The 16,355-nt window shown below is 73.8% G+C and carries 13 protein-coding genes, 1 pseudogene and 1 riboswitch; of the genes and pseudogenes, 6 read left to right on the top strand and 8 right to left on the bottom strand.

Annotated features, from left to right (window positions below):
• Positions 1–64 precede the first annotated feature (64 nt).
• The 4 genes and pseudogenes from AB0F68_RS02800 to AB0F68_RS02785 form a co-directional block, all read right to left on the bottom strand.
• A complete protein-coding gene (locus AB0F68_RS02800; protein ID WP_357332448.1) occupies positions 65–844 on the bottom strand; it encodes an ABC transporter ATP-binding protein in 780 nt (259 codons plus the stop codon).
• On the bottom strand, positions 841–1,926 hold the full coding sequence (locus tag AB0F68_RS02795) for an iron ABC transporter permease (protein ID WP_357332879.1): 1,086 nt from the start codon (positions 1,924–1,926) through the stop codon (positions 841–843). Before AB0F68_RS02795 ends, AB0F68_RS02800 begins: the two co-directional genes overlap by 4 nt.
• A 95-nt stretch (positions 1,927–2,021) precedes the next feature.
• On the bottom strand, positions 2,022–2,960 hold the full coding sequence (locus AB0F68_RS02790) for an ABC transporter substrate-binding protein (protein WP_357332446.1): 939 nt from the start codon (positions 2,958–2,960) through the stop codon (positions 2,022–2,024).
• Between the two features lie 112 nt (positions 2,961–3,072).
• A riboswitch (cobalamin riboswitch) is annotated at positions 3,073–3,164 on the bottom strand.
• Between the two features lie 119 nt (positions 3,165–3,283).
• Positions 3,284–4,576: pseudogene (locus tag AB0F68_RS02785) on the bottom strand (M14 family metallopeptidase); the annotation flags it as partial.
• A 206-nt stretch (positions 4,577–4,782) separates the two neighbouring features.
• Here AB0F68_RS02785 and AB0F68_RS02780 point away from each other — a divergent pair.
• Both AB0F68_RS02780 and AB0F68_RS02775 read left to right on the top strand, forming a co-directional pair.
• A complete protein-coding gene (locus tag AB0F68_RS02780) occupies positions 4,783–6,102 on the top strand; it encodes a C39 family peptidase (protein ID WP_357332444.1) in 1,320 nt (439 codons plus the stop codon).
• 29 nt (positions 6,103–6,131) lie between these two features.
• The gene (locus AB0F68_RS02775; RefSeq protein ID WP_357332442.1) at positions 6,132–7,472 is read left to right on the top strand and encodes a C39 family peptidase; all 1,341 of its coding nucleotides are present in this window, start codon (positions 6,132–6,134) and stop codon (positions 7,470–7,472) included.
• A 71-nt stretch (positions 7,473–7,543) separates the two neighbouring features.
• Here the strand turns inward: AB0F68_RS02775 and AB0F68_RS02770 are convergent, their stop codons facing one another.
• The 4 genes from AB0F68_RS02770 to mqnE are packed head-to-tail and all read right to left on the bottom strand — an operon-like array spanning position 7,544 to position 9,994.
• Positions 7,544–8,029, bottom strand: a complete 486-nt coding sequence (locus tag AB0F68_RS02770) for a hypothetical protein (RefSeq protein ID WP_357332440.1) — start codon at positions 8,027–8,029, stop codon at positions 7,544–7,546.
• Between the two features lie 53 nt (positions 8,030–8,082).
• On the bottom strand, positions 8,083–8,361 hold the full coding sequence (locus AB0F68_RS02765; protein WP_357332438.1) for a DUF4229 domain-containing protein: 279 nt from the start codon (positions 8,359–8,361) through the stop codon (positions 8,083–8,085).
• Between the two features lie 24 nt (positions 8,362–8,385).
• Positions 8,386–8,814 carry a hypothetical protein gene (locus AB0F68_RS02760; protein WP_357332436.1) on the bottom strand — a complete coding sequence of 143 codons (429 nt, stop codon included), beginning with the start codon at positions 8,812–8,814 and terminating at the stop codon, positions 8,386–8,388.
• A gap of 10 nt (positions 8,815–8,824) precedes the next feature.
• Positions 8,825–9,994, bottom strand: a complete 1,170-nt coding sequence (mqnE, locus tag AB0F68_RS02755) for an aminofutalosine synthase MqnE (RefSeq protein WP_357332434.1) — start codon at positions 9,992–9,994, stop codon at positions 8,825–8,827.
• A gap of 241 nt (positions 9,995–10,235) precedes the next feature.
• Here mqnE and AB0F68_RS02750 point away from each other — a divergent pair, with 241 nt between their 5' ends.
• The 4 genes from AB0F68_RS02750 (at position 10,236) to AB0F68_RS02735 (ending at position 16,353) form a co-directional block, all read left to right on the top strand.
• Positions 10,236–11,825, top strand: coding sequence for a C40 family peptidase (locus AB0F68_RS02750; RefSeq protein WP_357332431.1), 1,590 nt, complete (start codon positions 10,236–10,238; stop codon positions 11,823–11,825).
• Between the two features lie 109 nt (positions 11,826–11,934).
• On the top strand, positions 11,935–13,431 hold the full coding sequence (locus AB0F68_RS02745) for a hypothetical protein (protein ID WP_357332429.1): 1,497 nt from the start codon (positions 11,935–11,937) through the stop codon (positions 13,429–13,431).
• A gap of 187 nt (positions 13,432–13,618) precedes the next feature.
• On the top strand, positions 13,619–15,613 hold the full coding sequence (locus AB0F68_RS02740; protein WP_357332427.1) for a DEAD/DEAH box helicase: 1,995 nt from the start codon (positions 13,619–13,621) through the stop codon (positions 15,611–15,613).
• Between the two features lie 119 nt (positions 15,614–15,732).
• The gene (locus tag AB0F68_RS02735; protein ID WP_357332878.1) at positions 15,733–16,353 is read left to right on the top strand and encodes a putative glycolipid-binding domain-containing protein; all 621 of its coding nucleotides are present in this window, start codon (positions 15,733–15,735) and stop codon (positions 16,351–16,353) included.
• Positions 16,354–16,355: the final 2 nt, after the last annotated feature.

The raw sequence follows: 16,355 nt of genomic DNA, 5'->3' as shown, positions 1-16,355 counted from the left end.
ACGCCCCTTTCGCCCGGGCAGGAAGTGCAAGATCGCCGCTGTAGAGGGCGGGCGGGATCGGGGGTCAGCGGGGGCGGACGGGGACGACCAGGGGGCCGTGGTCGCCCTCGATCACGCGGACGTGGGCGCGGTAGTGCGTCGCCAGGAGGTCCTCGGTCAGCACCTGCCGGGGTGGGCCGGCGGCGGCGACCCGGCCCTCGGCGAGCAGGACCAGGCGGTCGGCGTACTCGCCGGCGATGGAGAGGTCGTGCATGGTGGCGAGCACGGTGAGGTCGTGTTCGCGGCGGAGCTGGTCGACCAGCTCCAGCACCTCCTGCTGGTGGCCGATGTCCAGGGCGCTGGTCGGCTCGTCGAGCAGCAGCAGGGTGGCACCCTGGGCCAGTGCCCGGGCCAGGAAGACCCGCTGCCGCTCGCCGCCGGAGAGGGTGGCCAGTTCGCGGTGCCCGAAGGCGCCGAGGTCGAGCCGGTCCAGCACCTCGTGCACGGCGGCCAGGTCGGCGGCCGACTCCCGGCCCAGCGCCGGGATGTACGGGGTGCGCCCCAGCAGGACGTAGTCGAAGACCGACATGCCGGCCGGCACCACCGGGGACTGCGCCACGGTGGCCACGACCCGGGCCCGGTCGCGGCGGCGGAGGGAGCTGATCGGCGTACCGAAGAGGGAGACCGCGCCCGGCGCGGGCAGCAGGCCGCCGACGGCGCGCAACAGGGTCGACTTGCCGGCGCCGTTCGGGCCGATCACGGTGACCCACTCGCCCACCGCGACCGCCAGGTCCACGCCGGCCAGGATCGGCGTGCCGCCGAGCTCGACCCGGAGGCCGCGCAGCTCCACGGCGGGCGGGCTCATGTCAGCACCCGGCGGGCAGTGCGCAAGACCAGCACGAAGAACGGGCCGCCGAGCAGCGCGGTGACCACGCCGATCGGGATCTCGGCGGGAGCGGCGGCGGTCCGGGCGACCACGTCGGTGAGCGCCAGGAACGCCCCGCCGAAGAGCATCGACAGCGGCAGGATCACCCGGTAGCTCGACCCGGCGAGCAGCCGTACGGTGTGCGGCACGATGATGCCGACGAAGCCGATCAGGCCGGAGGCGGAGACCGCGGCGGCGGTGCCCAGCGAGGCGGCGGCGATCAGCAGGTAGCGGGAGCGCTGCGGGTGCAGGCCGAGGCTGGTGGCCTCGTCGTCGCCGACGGAGAGCACGTCCAGCTCGCGCCGGTGCAGCAGCACCACCACGGCGGTGAGCGCGAAGTAGGGCAGGACCAGCCGGACGTCGTGCCAGCCGGCGGTGGCCAGCCGCCCGAGCAGCCAGGAGTAGACCTGCTGGATGCTGTCGGAGTTGCGTTGCAGCAGGTAGGTCTGCCCGGCGGCGAGGAAGGCCGAGACCGCCACCCCGGCCAGGATCAGGGTGGCCGGTGACCGGTCCCGCCCGCCGGCCGCGCCGAGCAGGTACGTCATGACGACCGCGCCGAGCGAGCCGACGAACGCGGCGAGGGGGATGGTGAGCGGCATCCCGCTCAGCGCCCCGCCGGCCCCGGCGCCGAGCGCGATCACCGCGGTCACCGCCAGCCCGGCCCCGGCCGCCACCCCCAGCAGGTACGGGTCGGCCAGCGGGTTGCGGAAGACGCCCTGGTAGCAGCCACCGGCCAGGGCGAGCAGGGCGCCGACGAGCAGGCCGAGCACGACCCGGGGCAGCCGCAGCTCGGTGACGATGGCGACCTCCCGCTCGGTGAGCCCGCTGTCGAGGTGCACCCCGGGCAGCAGGTTGAGCAGCTCGGCGGCGACGCTGCCCGGGGGCAGGCTGACCGGGCCGAGCGAGACGCCGGCCACCAGCGCCACGAGCACCGCGCCGATACCGGCGAGCAACCAGCGGGTACGCAGCCCGGCCGGCCGGACCGTCGCACCCGGTCCGGCCGGCGACCGCTTCTCGACCATCCTGGGCCGGGGCGCCCGGGGCACGCCGACCGGCCGGGACGCGTCGGGCGTCCCGGCCGGCCGGTGAGCGTTGTCCACTGGTCCCACGGTCAGGGTCAGGCCGGGACCTTGGCGGTGGCGTCCACGATCGCCTTGAGCAGGTCGACCACGCGCGGGCCCCAGCGCGAGGCGATGTCGTCGTCCAGGGCGACGATCTGGTTGTTCTTCACGGCGGTGACGCCGGCCCAGCCGCTGCGCGCCTTGACGGTCTCCGCGGTCTGCTTGCAGCACTTGGTGTCGGCCAGGAAGACGAAGTCGGGGTTCGCCTTGATGATGACCTCCTGGGAGAGCTGCGGGTAGCCGCCGTTCTTCCCGTCGGCGTCCGCCGGGTCGGCGATGTTCTCCAGGCCGGCGAGCGCGTAGATCGAGCCGATGAAGGTCTTGCTGGTCGCGCTGTACAGCTCCGGGCCGAGCTCGTGGTAGTAGGTGAGCTTCTTCGCCCGCTGCGGCAGGTCCTTGGTGAGCGCCGCGATGTCGTCCTTCATCTTCCTGGTGACGGTGTCCGCCTCGGCCGGGTGGCCGGTGAGCCTGCCGAGGTCGGTGATCTGCTGGTACGTGTCGTCGAGGGTGGTCGCCGCGGGGGTGAGCAGCACCGGGATCTTCAGCGTGGTGAGCTGGTCGACGATCTTGTTGGTGTCGTTGGAGAGCACCACCAGGTCGGGGCTCTTGCCGGCGATCGCCTCGGCGTTCGGCTGGAAGCCGGAGAGGTCGCTCTTCGGCGCCTCCGGCGGGTAGTTCGAGTTGTCGTCGACGGCGGTGACCTGCTTACCGGCGCCGATGGCGAAGAGCATCTCGGTCGCCGACGGCGACAGCGAGACGATCTTCTCGGGGCGCTTGTCCAGGGTCAGCTTGCCGACGGTGACCGGGAAGGCGGCGGCCGCCGAGCTGCCACCGGCCGCGGGGGTGTCGTTCGAGGTCTTCTCGGCGCAGCCGCCGAGGAGCAGCGCGCCGACCGCGAGGGCGGTGGCGAAGAGCCGGGGGGTATGTCTGGACATCGGTCCTCCTGTCGGTCGAGGCGTGGTGCTTCGCCGACAGGGACCGCCTGGGCGGACCGTCCGCGAGGCGCCCTTCCTCGAGAGCGCTGAATCGCGACCGTGCCGCAGGCGACCTGGCTCGTCCCCACAGTTGTCGCGCCGGCCGAGGGCCGACGCCGCGTGCGGGGCATCACAGTTGCGGGACAGCGCCGGTTTCGCACCGGCTTCGCTGCGGGGTGGTCGGTGCCACCGTAGCGCATGACCAGCGGAGATCGTCCGGACGGGAGGGGCGGGTGGAGGCCCGGACCGGGCCCCCACCGCGCGTCAGGTCAGCAGTAGGTGCTCTGCTTGCCGATCGCCCGGTACGGGCAGTCGGCGTACTCGGAGAGCAGCAGCACGGCCTCCCGGTTGCGGGAGGTCTGCGTGGGGATGACCTCGTCGGGCGGGTAGAACCCGCCGCCGGAGGCGGAGCCGGGGTACATCTCGAAGGTGTACGCCCAGATCTTGTGGGCGCCCCACATCCAGTCGATGCTCGTTCCGTCCGCGATGTAGAGGTCGCTGGACTGCTCCGGGGTGTAGCCGTTGCTGGACGCCATCTGCCGGCCGATGGTGGCGAAGGTGTTGTACTGGTCAGCGTTCATCCCGGTGGCGGTGTTGCTGTACGTGTAGCCGTACGGCCAGAGCACCAGCTGCGAGTAGGTGTGGAAGTCGATGTTCGCTTTGATCTGCTGCACTCCGCCGACCACCCGGCCGTTGACGAAGTTGCGCAGCGCCGCGGTCTCCGGGGCGGAGAAGGCGGACGGGCCACGGTAGGTCTCCGACGAGGTCGAGCCGGACGAGCCGCCGCAGCAGCCCCACTGGTACGCCCAGTTCCGGTTCAGGTCGGTGCCGACGTACGAGGAGCCGCTGTTCGGCTGCCGGTTCTTCCGCCAGGAGCGGTAGGAGCCGGTGGCGATGTCGTACTCGCTGCCGTCCGGGTTGACGGTGGGGACGATCCAGATCTCCCGGGAGTTGACGATGCTGGTGATCCGCGAGTCGCTGCCGTAGTTGTCGGTGAAGAGGTTGAGCAGGTAGATCGCCATCTCCACGGTCAGGTGCTCGCGGGCGTGCTGCTGGGCGTTGAAGAGGATCTCCGGCTCGTTCTCGTCCGTGCCGACGTTGTCGGAGATCTTCACGGCCATCAGGTCCCGGCCCTGGTAGGAGCGGCCGATGCTGAGCTTGCGCGCGATGGCCGGGTGGTCGGCCACCACCGTGTTCACCACCGCGGTCAGCTCGGCGTAGTCGTGGTAGTTCGAGTCGGCGGGCGGGAAGGCGTATGCGACGGCGCCCGCGGCCGGGGCCGGGGCGACGTCCTTCTCCAGCCGGAAGCCGAGCCGGGTGATGGCGGCGGCCTCGGCGGTGGTCGCCGTGACGTGCAGCACGCCGTGTTCGGAGTGGTCGATAGCCGCGCCGGTGCGGGCGACGGCGCTGCGGTCGGCGAGCGTGCGCGGGCCGAGCACCCGGTAGGCGACGGCGGCGGGCGCACCGTCCGGGGCGGGCCGGGCGGCGGCCGGGCCGGTGAGCGCGGCGGCGAGGGTCAGGCCGACGACGGCGGCGAGGGCCAGCCGGCGGCGGAGCGCGGACGTGCGGAAGGCCATGGACAACCTCCTCGGGGTACGGGACGTCCCGTTGTCCGCACACTTCACCAGGAGTCACATGGTCATATCAACATTCATAACTATAGGCTTCCATCCCGACCTGATCCTCACGCCGGCAATCATTTTCCATGCGTGAACCTCTGGCGAAACTTCCCTCCAGGAGCGACAGTGAACGGCAACGATGCCGTTCTCCTGGAGGAGCTGCCATGGACCGGACATCCCTGCGGTCGGTCGCCGTCGCCGGCGCCACCGCGCTCGCCCTCCTCGGCACCACCGCGCCGGTCGGCGCGACCACCACCGTCACGCACGACGAGCAGATCACCTGGCAGGGCTGGTCCGGCACGGCCTGGTCGGCCGGCACCGCCGCCGGCACCACCGGCACCGCGGCCGGCCTGACCCTGACCACCCCGGTCGGCACCATCCTCTACAAGGACCCGCACAGCAGCACCCGGCGCACCTGGGCCTACGGGACCTGGACCTCGCCGCTCACCCAGGTCGGCTTCGACGCCAGCGAGCTGGTCACCTCGTGGAACGCCGACACTCCGGCCGGCACCTGGCTCCAGGTCGAACTCCAGGGCACCTACACCACCGGCACCCGTACCCCCTGGTACGTCATGGGCCGCTGGGCCTCCGGCGACGGCGACATCCGGCGGACCAGCGTCGACCGGCAGGGCGACAAGACCTCCAGCGTCTTCACCGACACGTTCGCCATCACCAACACGGCCTCCGGCGTGCTGCTGCGGGCGTACCAGCTCCGGGTCACCCTCTACCGGGACCCGGCGTCGACCGCCACGCCGGTGCTCCGGTCCGTCGGCGCGATGAGCTCGAACGTGCCGGACCGGTTCACCGTCACCGCGAGCGCCGGGCACATCGCCTGGGGCACCGAGCTGGCCGTGCCGCGCTACTCCCAGAACATCCACGCCGGCCAGTACCCGGAGTACGGCGGCGGCGGTGAGGCGTGGTGCTCGCCCACCTCCACCGAGATGGTGGTCGAGTACTGGGGCCGGAAGCCCTCGCCGGCCGACACGTCCTGGGTGGACCCGGGCTACGCCGATCCGACGGTCGACCACGCCGCCCGGATGGCCTACGACTGGCAGTACGGCGGCACCGGCAACTGGCCGTTCAACACCGCGTACGCGGCGAGCTTCCCCGGCCTGGAGGCCAAGGTGACCCGGCTGCACTCGCTGGACGAGCTGGAGCAGTTCATCGCCGCCGGCATCCCCGTGGTGACCAGCCAGTCGTTCCTCGCCAGCGAGCTGGACGGGGCGGGCTACGGCACGGCCGGGCACCTCATGGTGGTGGTCGGCTTCACCGCCACCGGCGACGTGATCGCCAACGACCCGGCCTCGCCCAGCGACGCCGCGGTCCGGCACGTCTACCGGCGCGACCAGTTCGAGCAGATCTGGCTGCGTACCCGGCGGACCACCGCGAGCGGTGGCACCGGCAGCGGCTCCGGCGGCGTCGTCTACCTGATCAAGCCGACCGAGGTGGCCTGGCCCTCCGTGGCCGGTTCCACCAACTGGTGATCCATCCCTTCCCACCCAACGGAGTGCACATGGTAAGACCAGCCCTGCGCGCGGTCGCCCTCGTCGGCGCCGCCGCGCTCGCCCTCGTCGGTGTGACGGCGCCCGCCCACGCCGACAACAACCTGCCGGTCGTCGCGCACGACGAGCAGATCACCTTCCAGGATTGGTCCAACTACCCCGACTGGGCCGGCGGCACCCACGAGGGCACGTACGCCATCCCGGGGTACCGCACCGGGATCACCATCGGCCAGCCGGTCGGCACCACCGAGTTCACCGACGAGCACACCGGCGCCACCCGGACCTGGGAGTACGCCACCTGGACCTCGCCGGAGCGGACGGTCGGCTTCGACGCCAGCGAACTGGTCGCCTCCTGGAACGCGGCGACCCCGGCCGGCACCTGGATCCAGGTCGAGCTGCACGGCACCTACAACACCGGGAAGCAGACCCCCTGGTACGTGATGGGCCGCTGGGCCTCCGGCGACCAGGACATCAAGCGGTCCACGCTGGACGGCCAGGGTGACCCCTGGTCGACCATCTGGACCGACACCTTCTCGATCGACGACGCCAAGGCCGGCGTGCTGCTGCGGTCGTACCAGCTCCGGCTGACCCTCTACCGCGCGCCGGGGCAGACCGCCTCGCCGCGGGTCTGGATGCTCGGCGCGATGAGCTCGAACGTGCCGGACCGGTTCACCGTCGCCCCGAGCAAGGGCGGCATCGCCTGGGGCACCGAACTGGCGGTCCCGCGCTACTCGCAGAACATCCACGTCGGGGAGTACCCGGAGTACGACGGCGGCGGGGAAGCCTGGTGCTCCCCCACCTCCACCGAGATGGTGGTCGAGTACTGGGGCCGCAAGCCCTCGGCCGAGGACACCGCCTGGGTCGACCCGAGCTACGCCGACCCGACCGTCGACCACGCCGCCCGGATGACCTACGACCACGAGTACGAGGGCGCCGGCAACTGGCCGTTCAACACCGCGTACGCGGCCAGCTTCCCCGGCCTGGACGCCCGGGTCACCCGGATGCACTCGCTGGACGAGGTGGAGCGCTTCATCAAGGCCGGCATCCCGGTGGTCACGTCGCAGTCCTTCCTGGCCAGCGAGCTGGACGGGGCGAACTACGGCACCTCCGGGCACCTGTTCGTGATCGTCGGCTTCACCGCCGAGGGTGACGTGATCGTGAACGACCCCGCCTCGTCGTCCGACGACGTGGTGCGCAACGTCTACAAGCGGGAGCAGTTCGAGCAGATCTGGCTGCGCACCAAGCGCTACCGGGCGAACGGCACGGTGGCCTCCGGCTCGGGCGGCATCGCGTACCTGATCAAGCCGACCAACGTGGCCTGGCCGGTCGTGCCGGGTTCCACCAACTGGTGACGGGACGGGCCCGGCACCGTCCCCCTCGGGACGGTGCCGGGCCCGTCGTTACGGTTGTGGACCGGCCCGGGTCAGGCCGACGGGGCGAACGAGGCGGGCGGGGCCGTGGGCTCGGCCGGCCGGCTGCGCCTACGGATCGCCCGCACGATGATCACCACCCAGGCGACCAGGGCGGCCACACCGGCCAGGGCGAGCCCGGTGACCAGCAGGTAGGTGGAGCCGCCGGCGGTCGAGAAGACGCCCTTCCGGGCACCGGTGTCGAGCGCCGGGGCGGTGGCGCCCGCGGCCAACCCGTCCGGCGCGTCGTAGAGGATCACGTCGGCGCGCTGGGCGCCGCCCTCGGTGGCGACGAAGGTGCCGTGCCACTCGCAGTTACGCCGGCCGCATTCCTCGTTCACCGCGGTGAACGTGCCCGGCGTGCCGCCACCGTTCTTCGCCTCCCAGGCCGGGGCGAGGTCGGTGACACTCAGCATCAGTCCGATGGCGGCGATGACCGGCAGGCCGATCCAGACGAAGACCTTCGTCCGCCACCCGTTGATCGTGTTCAGGAAACTCACGGCGGCAGACCCTAGCGGTCCGGGTCCGATCCCGCTGCCCCGTGTCCGGCGGATCAGCCCTCGCGACGCTCGTCGGTGCGCTCGGCCTGGTCGTCCCCGGCCAGCGCGGAGCGCAGCCGGTCCTTCTCGGCGCGGCGCCGCTCGGCCGCCTCGGACATCTCGCCGGCCATCTCGTCGCGCCAGCCGCGGAGCAGGAAGAACGACAGCGCGGCGGAGAAGACCAGCGCCAGCATCAGCCGCAGGAACATGTTCATGTCGACGAACCAGAGGGCCGCCAGCACGCCGACGAACAGCCCGATCCGGCCCAGCGTGTACTTGACCGCCGCGCTCACGCCAGCTCTCCCTCTCTCAACGTCTCAGCCCGTTCGCCGGGCCAGCCAGTGCACGCCATGAAACCAGACCACCGCGTAGACCACGGTGAACACCGCCGCGGCCAGCGCGCCGCTGGCCAGCGGCGGCAGCCCGGCCGCGAGGCCGGCCGCCAGCAGCCCGGCGAAGACGCCGAACGCGATCCCGGCCAGCGCCGCGAGCACCCGGGCCGCGCCGAACTCCCAGGCCCGGAAGTCGTCCCAGAACAGCCACAGCGGAAGGATCACCGCCAGCCAGCCGTTGGTCCGCCCGAACCGGCCCGCGCCCATGGTGGCGAAGGCCCACTCGAAGAGCACCAGCGCCAGCACCCCGATCACCAGCCCGGCGAGGCTCACCCCGAGCAGGTCGCCCAGGGTGAGGATGCGCCCCTCGGCGTCCCGCCGGGGGAAGGTGCGCTGCTGCTCCTCGGTGCTCATCGGCGTGCGGTCAGGCCCAGACCTGCTGCGGCTCGGCGCGGCGCTCGGCCATCGACGGGGCCGCGTCGTACTCGCGGACGATCTCGTAGCGGGTGTTCCGCTCGACCGGGCGGAAGCCCGCGTCCCAGATCAGGTTCAGCAGGTCCTCGCGGTGCATGGTGTTCGGCGTCCCGTACGAGTCGGCGTCGTGCGTGATCTTGTATTCCACGACGGAGCCGTCCAGGTCGTCGACACCGAAGTTCAGCGACAGCTGCGCCACCGAGAGGCCGTGCATCACCCAGAAGTTCTTCACGTGCGGCACGTTGTCGAAGAGCAGCCGGGAGACGGCGAACGTCTTCAGCGACTCGGCCGGCGAGGCCATCGTGGTGCGTGCCTGGATCTTGTTACGGATCTTGCCGTCCGCCGAGTCCACGAAGTCGTGCTGGTAGCGCAGCGGGATGAAGACCGCGAAGCCGCCGGTCTCGTCCTGCAACTCGCGCAGCCGCAGCACGTGGTCGACCCGGTGCCGGGGCTCCTCGATGTGGCCGTACAGCATCGTCGCCGGGGTCTGCATGCCCTTGCTGTGCGCCAGGGCGTGGATCCGCGACCAGTCCTCCCAGTGGCAGGCGTGGTCGACGATGTGCTGCCGGACCTCCCAGTCGAAGATCTCCGCGCCACCACCGGTCAGCGACTCCAGGCCGGCGTCCATCAGCTCGTCGAGGAGCTCGTCGGCGCTCAGGCCGCTGATCTTCTCGAACCACTGCACCTCGGTCGCGGTGAAGCACTTGAGCTTGACGTTCGGCAGCGCCGCCTTGAGCTCGCGCAGCACCTTCGGGTAGTAGCGCCAGGGCAGGGTCGGGTGCAGGCCGTTGACGATGTGCAGCTCGGTGAGCTGCTCGTCCTCCATCTCCTTGGCCTTGCGGACCGCCTCGTCGATGCGCATCGTGTACGCGTCCTTCTCGCCCGGCTTGCGCTGGAACGAGCAGTACGCGCACGAGGCGGAGCAGACGTTGGTCAGGTTGAGGTGCCGGTTGACGTTGAACATCACCCGGTCGCCGTTCATCTCGGTGCGCTTGTGGTGGGCCAGCCGCCCCAGCCACGCGAGGTCGTCGCTCTCGTAGAGGGCGACCCCGTCCTCGCGGGTCAGCCGCTCCCCCGCGTAGACCTTCGCTTCGAGCTCGCGCTTGAGTCCGGCGTCCATCGAAAGCCACGTCCCTTCCACCTGCGGTCCCGGTCGAGCGTACGTCGCGCGTCGGACGAACCGGCGACCCGGTCGACCGCAGCGGCCTGTTCACCGGACTCCCGGGCGGTCGTCACCCTCCGCGCATCGACATAGCTGCGCTGGTGAGGTAAGACAGGATGGGGCGGAACACACACCGGTACCGTCCTGGCTCACCGCGCCCACCTCGCGCGGAACGCACCAGAACCGGACGGGGAGCGGAATGGTCGACAGCACCCAGGGCCGACGCCGACGAGGCCGGCATCCGGTCATCTCGCCGGTACTGCGTCCGGCGCTCTGGTCCGCCCTGCTCGGGGCGGTCGCGGCCGCGGCGCTGGCCACCCCGGCCTGGGCCGACCCGCTGCCCGACACCGTTCCCGACACCGGCTTGCGCCCCCGGGTCGTCGGCTCGCTCCAACTCCCCACCGTGCCCGGTGCCGTTCCGGGCCTGCCCGGCACGGTCAGCGGCACCCCGGGCCTCCCCGGCGCCACGACCGGCGCCACAACCGGCGTCACCAACCCGGCCGACGGCCCGCTGATCGCCCAGATCAACCAGGTCGACGCCCTGGTCGCCCAGCTCGGCGACCAACTGCTCAGCGTGAAGGGCGAGCGGGACACCGCCCGGGCGGACCTGACCCTCGCCGCCACCCGGTTGAAGGAGGCCCAGGACGCGCTCCTCCGGGCCCAGGAGAACGCGAAGACCGCCGCCGCCGACGCCGTCAAGGCCGACGCCGCGCTGCCGCCCGGCGAGTTCGGGGCCAACCTGCGCGAGCTGGCCAACCTCCAGCGGATCACCCGGGGCGACAAGGCCGAGGGGGCCACCACCGCGGTGACCGGCGAACTCGCCCGGGCCACTGCCGCCGAACAGGTCGCCCGGGAGGCGCACGCCTCGGCCCAGCGGCGGGCCGCCGAGAAGTCCGCGGAGTACGCCCGGGTCGAGACCGACCTGCACAAGCAGGAAGCCACGCTGCTCAAGCTCCGCAGGGACAACGCCGCCAAGCTGCTCGAAATCGAGCGCCGCGCGGACGCCGCCGAGCAGCAGCTCGGCAGCTCGTTCGTGGTCAACCAGAGCGTCAGCGGGCGGGTCGCCGACCCGAGGGCCCTGGCCGCGGTGCGGTACGCCCTCGCCCAGCTCGGCGACCCCTACCTCTGGGCGGCCGAGGGGCCGGACCGGTTCGACTGCTCCGGCCTGGTGCTCGCCTCCTACCAGGCGGCCGGCTACCAGGGGCTGCCCCGGGTCTCCCGGGACCAGTACTACGCGACCCGCTCCCGCACCGTCGACCCGAACGCGCTCCTCCCCGGCGACCTGCTCTTCTTCGCGTCGGGCAGCAGTTGGGCGAGCATCCACCACGTCGCCATGTACATCGGCAACGGCAAGATGGTCGAGGCGCCGCGGACCGGCGACGTCGTCAAGATCTCGGTGGTCCGGTGGTCCCGGCTCTATGCGGCCACCCGGGTGATCGGCGCGGTCCCCGCCCCGGCCACCCCGGCGCCGGCCCCGACGCAGGCGACCACCCCGCCGAAGCCCAGCCCGACGCCGAAGCCCACCAAGACGGCCACGCCCAAGCCGACCAAAACGGCCACGCCGAAGCCGACGTCGAGCACGCCCAAGCCGACGCCGAGCACGTCGAGCCCGACGCCCAGCCCGTCGACCCCGTCGACCTCGCCGAGCACCTCGCCGTCGCCGACGCCGAGCCCGTCCGACTCGCCGAGCCCGTCGCCGACCGAGGCCGCCAGCACCGCGCCGACCGCCGCCGACCCGTCGGGCAGCGCGGCCGAGAGCACCAGCGCCAGCCCGAGCACCACCGACTGACCAACCGTCCACTCCGACTGTGCTCCCGGGCCGGAATGTGGCACGGTGAGATCCAGGCACGCCCGACCGGCGCCACGGTCGGGGGCGAGCGTGGGCGCGGAGGGGCGAGATGGGCGAGCAGGACGTTCCGGCGGAGACGGTCCACCCCGGATCCGCGCCCGACGCCGCTGACCGGCCGGCCGGCGCCGCCGACGAGCCGGACCAGGCGGCCCCGGTGTCCGTCGCCCGCGCTCGGGTGAGCGTCGCCGGCACCGCCGTGCCGCCCCCGGCCGAGGAGCGGCCGAGCGGGCCGGCCGCCGGCACCACCTACCGGGCGGGTGGCCCGACGGACGCCGTCCCCGCGCTGGACCGGCGCCGGCCGGGTGCCTCCATCCCCCCGCCCTCGACCTGGTCCGCCTTCGCCGCCGCCGAACGCTCTTCCGACCCCGCCGACAGCGCTGCCTCGACGGGCGAGGCCGGCCTGGAAGCGGCGCCGGGCGTGAACGACGCCGTCCACGCCGGGCCCGAGTCCTCGGACCTCGGAGCGGGTCCGGTGGGCACCCCGTCGGCGCCTCGGGTCGCCGGGTCCGCGCGGGTCCCCGCGCCGGCCGCGGAGGCGGCTGCGGCGCCCGCGCTGCCCGCGCCGCGCGCGGAGGCGCCGGGTTCGGACGCCGGCCAGCCGCAGGTCATGAAGGCCCCGGTGCCCGCCCAGGGACACGCCCGGGCCAGCGCCTCCGTGCCCGGGCTGAGCCGCGTCTCGGCCGACGAGGTCGCCGCCGCGGTCGCCGGCACGTCCGGCAGCGCCAAGGTCTACCGGGCGGGCCCGGTCAACCCCGAGCCCCCCGAGCCGGCCCAGCCGCCGGAGCCGGCCCAGCCCCCGACGCCGCCCGTGCCGGAGCCCGAGCCGGCGCCGACCCCCGTACCGGGTCCGACGCCGCCCTCCCCGGCACCGCCCGTGCCGGCCCCGGAGCCCCCGTTCCGGCCGACGCCGCCGGTGCCCGCACCGCCGCCGGGCCCCACCCCGCCGGGGCCCGTGCCCCCGCTTCCGGGGCCGCCGGCGCCACCGCCCGGACCGCCGGTGCCCCCGCCTCCGCCGCCACCCGGGCCCGCGCCGGCGCCGCCGTTCCCGCCGCCGCCCGCCATGGCCGGCGCACCCGGTTCGACGCCGTTCACGGGCGCGGTTCAGCGGGGCCCGGCCGCCGCGCCGCCGCTCCCCACCGCGCCGTCGATGGTTCCGGGGCCGGCCCTGCCCACCTGGCCGCCGTCGGCCAACCCCACCGAATACCGGAGCGGGCCGCCCGGCCACGGCCCCGCGCCGAGCCACCCGGTGGGCCGCCAGCCGGGCGGTCCCGGCCCGGCCGGCAGCGGGTACGGCGGCACCGACGGGCCGGGCTTCGCCACGGTCTCCTTCCCGCAGGGCAACCCGCTGGAGAACTCCGGCTCGCTGACCGGGCACATCCTGGCCCAGGGCTGGGCCGAGGACGCCCCGGCCACCCGGTCCAGCAACACCAAGGTGGTGATCGTGCTGGCCGTCGCACTCGCGCTGCTGGTCTCGATCAGCCTGCTGGTGGTCTTCCTGGCCGACGACGCGCTGAGCGGCATCACCGGCACCGTCCTGACCAGGTGACGGGGGTGAGCCCGCCCACTACGCCCTCGCGCTGCGGTGGCAGGTTCGCCGCATCGCCGTACACTTGTGGAGATCACTGACCCGGCGCGCCCGTTGCGCGCCCATGGGCGATCTTGCGGGCGAATCGGCGGCGTGACCAAGCCGCGGCGGGCCATCGCGAAGATGCGCCCCGCTCGAAAGGCATTTCTTGACCACGTTCGCTGTCTCCGGCACGTCCCCGTCCGCCGACCCGACCATCGACATCCCCGACTTCGCCGCGCTCGGCCTGCCCCGGCAGCTGGTCGAGGCGCTCGCCCGGCAGGGCATCACCACCCCGTTCGAGATCCAGCGGGCCACCGTGCCCGACGCCCTCGCCGGCCGCGACGTGCTCGGCCGGGGTCAGACCGGCTCGGGCAAGACCCTCGCCTTCGGCCTGCCGGTGATCGCCCGGCTCGCCGACCGGAACCGCGCCCGGCCGCTGCGCCCGCGCGCCCTGGTCCTGGTGCCGACCCGTGAGCTGGCCATGCAGGTCAACGACGCGCTGATGCCGCTCGGCAAGGCGGTCGGCATCTTCCTGAAGACCGCCGTCGGCGGCGTCCCGTACGACCGGCAGGTCGACGCGCTGCGCCGCGGCGTGGAGATCGTCGTGGCCACCCCGGGGCGGCTCGGCGACCTGATCGAGCGGGGCGTCTGCAAGCTCGACGACGTCGAGATCACCGTGCTGGACGAGGCCGACCAGATGGCCGACATGGGCTTCCTGCCCGAGGTCACCGAGCTGCTGGCGAAGACGCCGGCGGACGCCCAGCGACTGCTCTTCTCGGCCACTCTGGACAACGACGTCGACTCGCTGGTCAAGCGGTTCATGACCGACCCGGTCACCCACTCGACCGCGCCAGCGACCGCCGCCGTGTCCACCATGGACCACCACCTGCTGCTGATCCCGCCGCACGACAAGTTCGCCGTCGCGGCGTCCATCGCCGCCCGCGAGGGTCGCACCATGCTCTTCGCGCGTACCCAGCTCGGCGTCGACCGGCTGGTCGAGCAGCTCGCCGCCGTGGGTGTGCGGGCCGGCGGCCTGCACGGCGGCAAGACCCAGCGGATGCGTACCCGGACCCTGGCCGAGTTCCGCGAGGGCCGGACGAACGTGCTGGTCGCCACCGACGTGGCGGCCCGGGGCATCCACGTCGACGGCGTGACGCTGGTGCTGCACGTGGACCCGCCGAAGGACCCGAAGGACTACCTGCACCGGGCGGGTCGCACCGCGCGGGCCGGGGAGTCCGGCGCGGTGGCGACCCTGGTGCTGCCGAAGCAGCGCCGGACCACGCTGGCCATGCTGGAGAAGGCGGGCGTCGAGCCGGCCGAGACCCGGGTCCGCGCCGGCGATGCGGAGCTGGCCGAGCTGACGGGCGCCCGCGAGCCCAGCGGCGTGCCGGTCCGCAACGAGCCGGAGCCGCGCCGGGGCGACCGCGACGGGCGCGGCGAGCGCCGCTTCGGCGACCGGCCGACCGGCCGGAGCTACGACCGGGGCGACCGCCGCGACGGCGACCGCCCGACCGGCGGCCGCGGCCACGACCGGCCCTTCGGCGAGCGGCGCTTCGACCGCGAGGACCGGGGCTTCGGCGAGCGGCGTCAGGCCGACCGGGGCGGGTTCGACCGGGACGGGCGCGGTGAGCGTCGCTTCGGCGACCGTGACGAGCGCGGCTCCGGCCGGCCCTCGGGCGACCGCCCCTTCGCCGAGCGGGCCGGGCGGGACCAGCACCGGCCGACCGGCGCGGGTCGCGGCTACGACCGGGACGCGCGTGGCGACCGGCGGCACGACGACCGGCCCACCGGCGGGCGCGCCTACGGCGACCGGCCCACGGAGGGCCGCGGCTACGGCGACCGGCCCACCGGGGGCGGCTACGGCGACCGGGACGGCTCCCGCCGCTACGGTGACCGGCCCACCAGCGGCCGCGGCTACGGCGACCGGGACGGCTCGCGGACCTACGGCGACCGGCCCACCGGCTCCCGCGGCTACGGCGACCGGGACGGTGCCCGCCGTTACGAGGACCGCCCGCAGGGCGAGCGGCGCTTCGGCGAGCGGGGCGAGTTCCGTCCGGCCGAGCGCCGGGGCGGTTTCCGGCCGGAGGCGCGGGGCCGCGAGGACCGGCCGCGCGACGACCGGCGCGGCTTCGGCGGCCGGCCGCCGGCCCGCACCCACTGACCGGGCCGGGTCCAGCCACGCGAACACCGACGCCGCCGTCGAGCCACCGCTCGGCGGCGGCGTTCGCGCATCCTCTGCCGGTGTCCGCCCGTTGGCGTAACGTCCGCTTCATGCCGACCATGCCGAAGTCGCTCTTCTGGACCCGGACCGACACCGCCGGCTCGGAGCACGTGCTGCTCGACGACCGGCAGGGCCTCACCGCGCAGGGCGTGGCGATGGCCGTCGACCCGATCCCCTACACCTGCCGCTACCAGCTGACCGTGGGAGCGGACTGGTCGACCAGCCGGCTGGAGGTCGCCGCCGAGGGCGCGGGCTGGGCGCGGAGCGTACGCCTGGAACGGGCCGGGGACGGGTGGCGGGTGCGCACCGGCGAGGAGGGCGACCTGGACGCGGCGCTGCGCGCGGCCGGGCATCCGCCCGCCGGGCTGCCGGGCACCGACGACCCCGGCCGGCTGGCCGAGGCGCTCGACGTCGACCTGGGCGGCTCGCCGCTGACCAACACCCTGCCGGTACGCCGGCTCAATCTGGCCAAGGCCCCCGCCGACCAGGGGCGGACCATCACCGCGGCCTGGGTGCTGCTGCCCGGCCTGGCGGTGCTCCCCGCCGAGCAGGTCTACACCTCGCTGGGCCCGGGCCGGGTCCGCTACGCCAGCGACTCCTTCACCGCCGACCTCGACGTGGACCCGGAGGGCTTCGTGGTGCGCTACCCGGGGCTGGCCGAGCGGGTCGGCCCGCGCTGACT

The sequence above is a fragment of the Micromonospora sp. NPDC023966 genome, assembly GCF_040639095.1.
Lineage (GTDB): Bacteria > Actinomycetota > Actinomycetes > Mycobacteriales > Micromonosporaceae > Micromonospora.
The sequence above is the reverse complement of the archived record's forward strand: the minus strand, read 5'-3'. Positions and strand labels throughout refer to the sequence as shown.

Excerpts from the sequence above, each read along its gene's own strand:
- AB0F68_RS02745 (WP_357332429.1), top strand. The coding sequence starts at position 11,935 with ATGGGCGAGCAGGACGTTCCGGCGGAGACGGTCCACCCCGGATCCGCG.
- AB0F68_RS02760 (WP_357332436.1), bottom strand. The coding sequence starts at position 8,814 with ATGAGCACCGAGGAGCAGCAGCGCACCTTCCCCCGGCGGGACGCCGAG.
- AB0F68_RS02780 (WP_357332444.1), top strand. The coding sequence starts at position 4,783 with ATGGACCGGACATCCCTGCGGTCGGTCGCCGTCGCCGGCGCCACCGCG.
- AB0F68_RS02775 (WP_357332442.1), top strand. The coding sequence starts at position 6,132 with ATGGTAAGACCAGCCCTGCGCGCGGTCGCCCTCGTCGGCGCCGCCGCG.
- AB0F68_RS02790 (WP_357332446.1), bottom strand. The coding sequence starts at position 2,960 with ATGTCCAGACATACCCCCCGGCTCTTCGCCACCGCCCTCGCGGTCGGC.
- AB0F68_RS02750 (WP_357332431.1), top strand. The coding sequence starts at position 10,236 with ATGGTCGACAGCACCCAGGGCCGACGCCGACGAGGCCGGCATCCGGTC.
- AB0F68_RS02795 (WP_357332879.1), bottom strand. The coding sequence starts at position 1,926 with ATGGTCGAGAAGCGGTCGCCGGCCGGACCGGGTGCGACGGTCCGGCCG.
- AB0F68_RS02735 (WP_357332878.1), top strand. The coding sequence starts at position 15,733 with ATGCCGAAGTCGCTCTTCTGGACCCGGACCGACACCGCCGGCTCGGAG.
- AB0F68_RS02800 (WP_357332448.1), bottom strand. The coding sequence starts at position 844 with ATGAGCCCGCCCGCCGTGGAGCTGCGCGGCCTCCGGGTCGAGCTCGGC.
- mqnE (WP_357332434.1), bottom strand. The coding sequence starts at position 9,994 with ATGGACGCCGGACTCAAGCGCGAGCTCGAAGCGAAGGTCTACGCGGGG.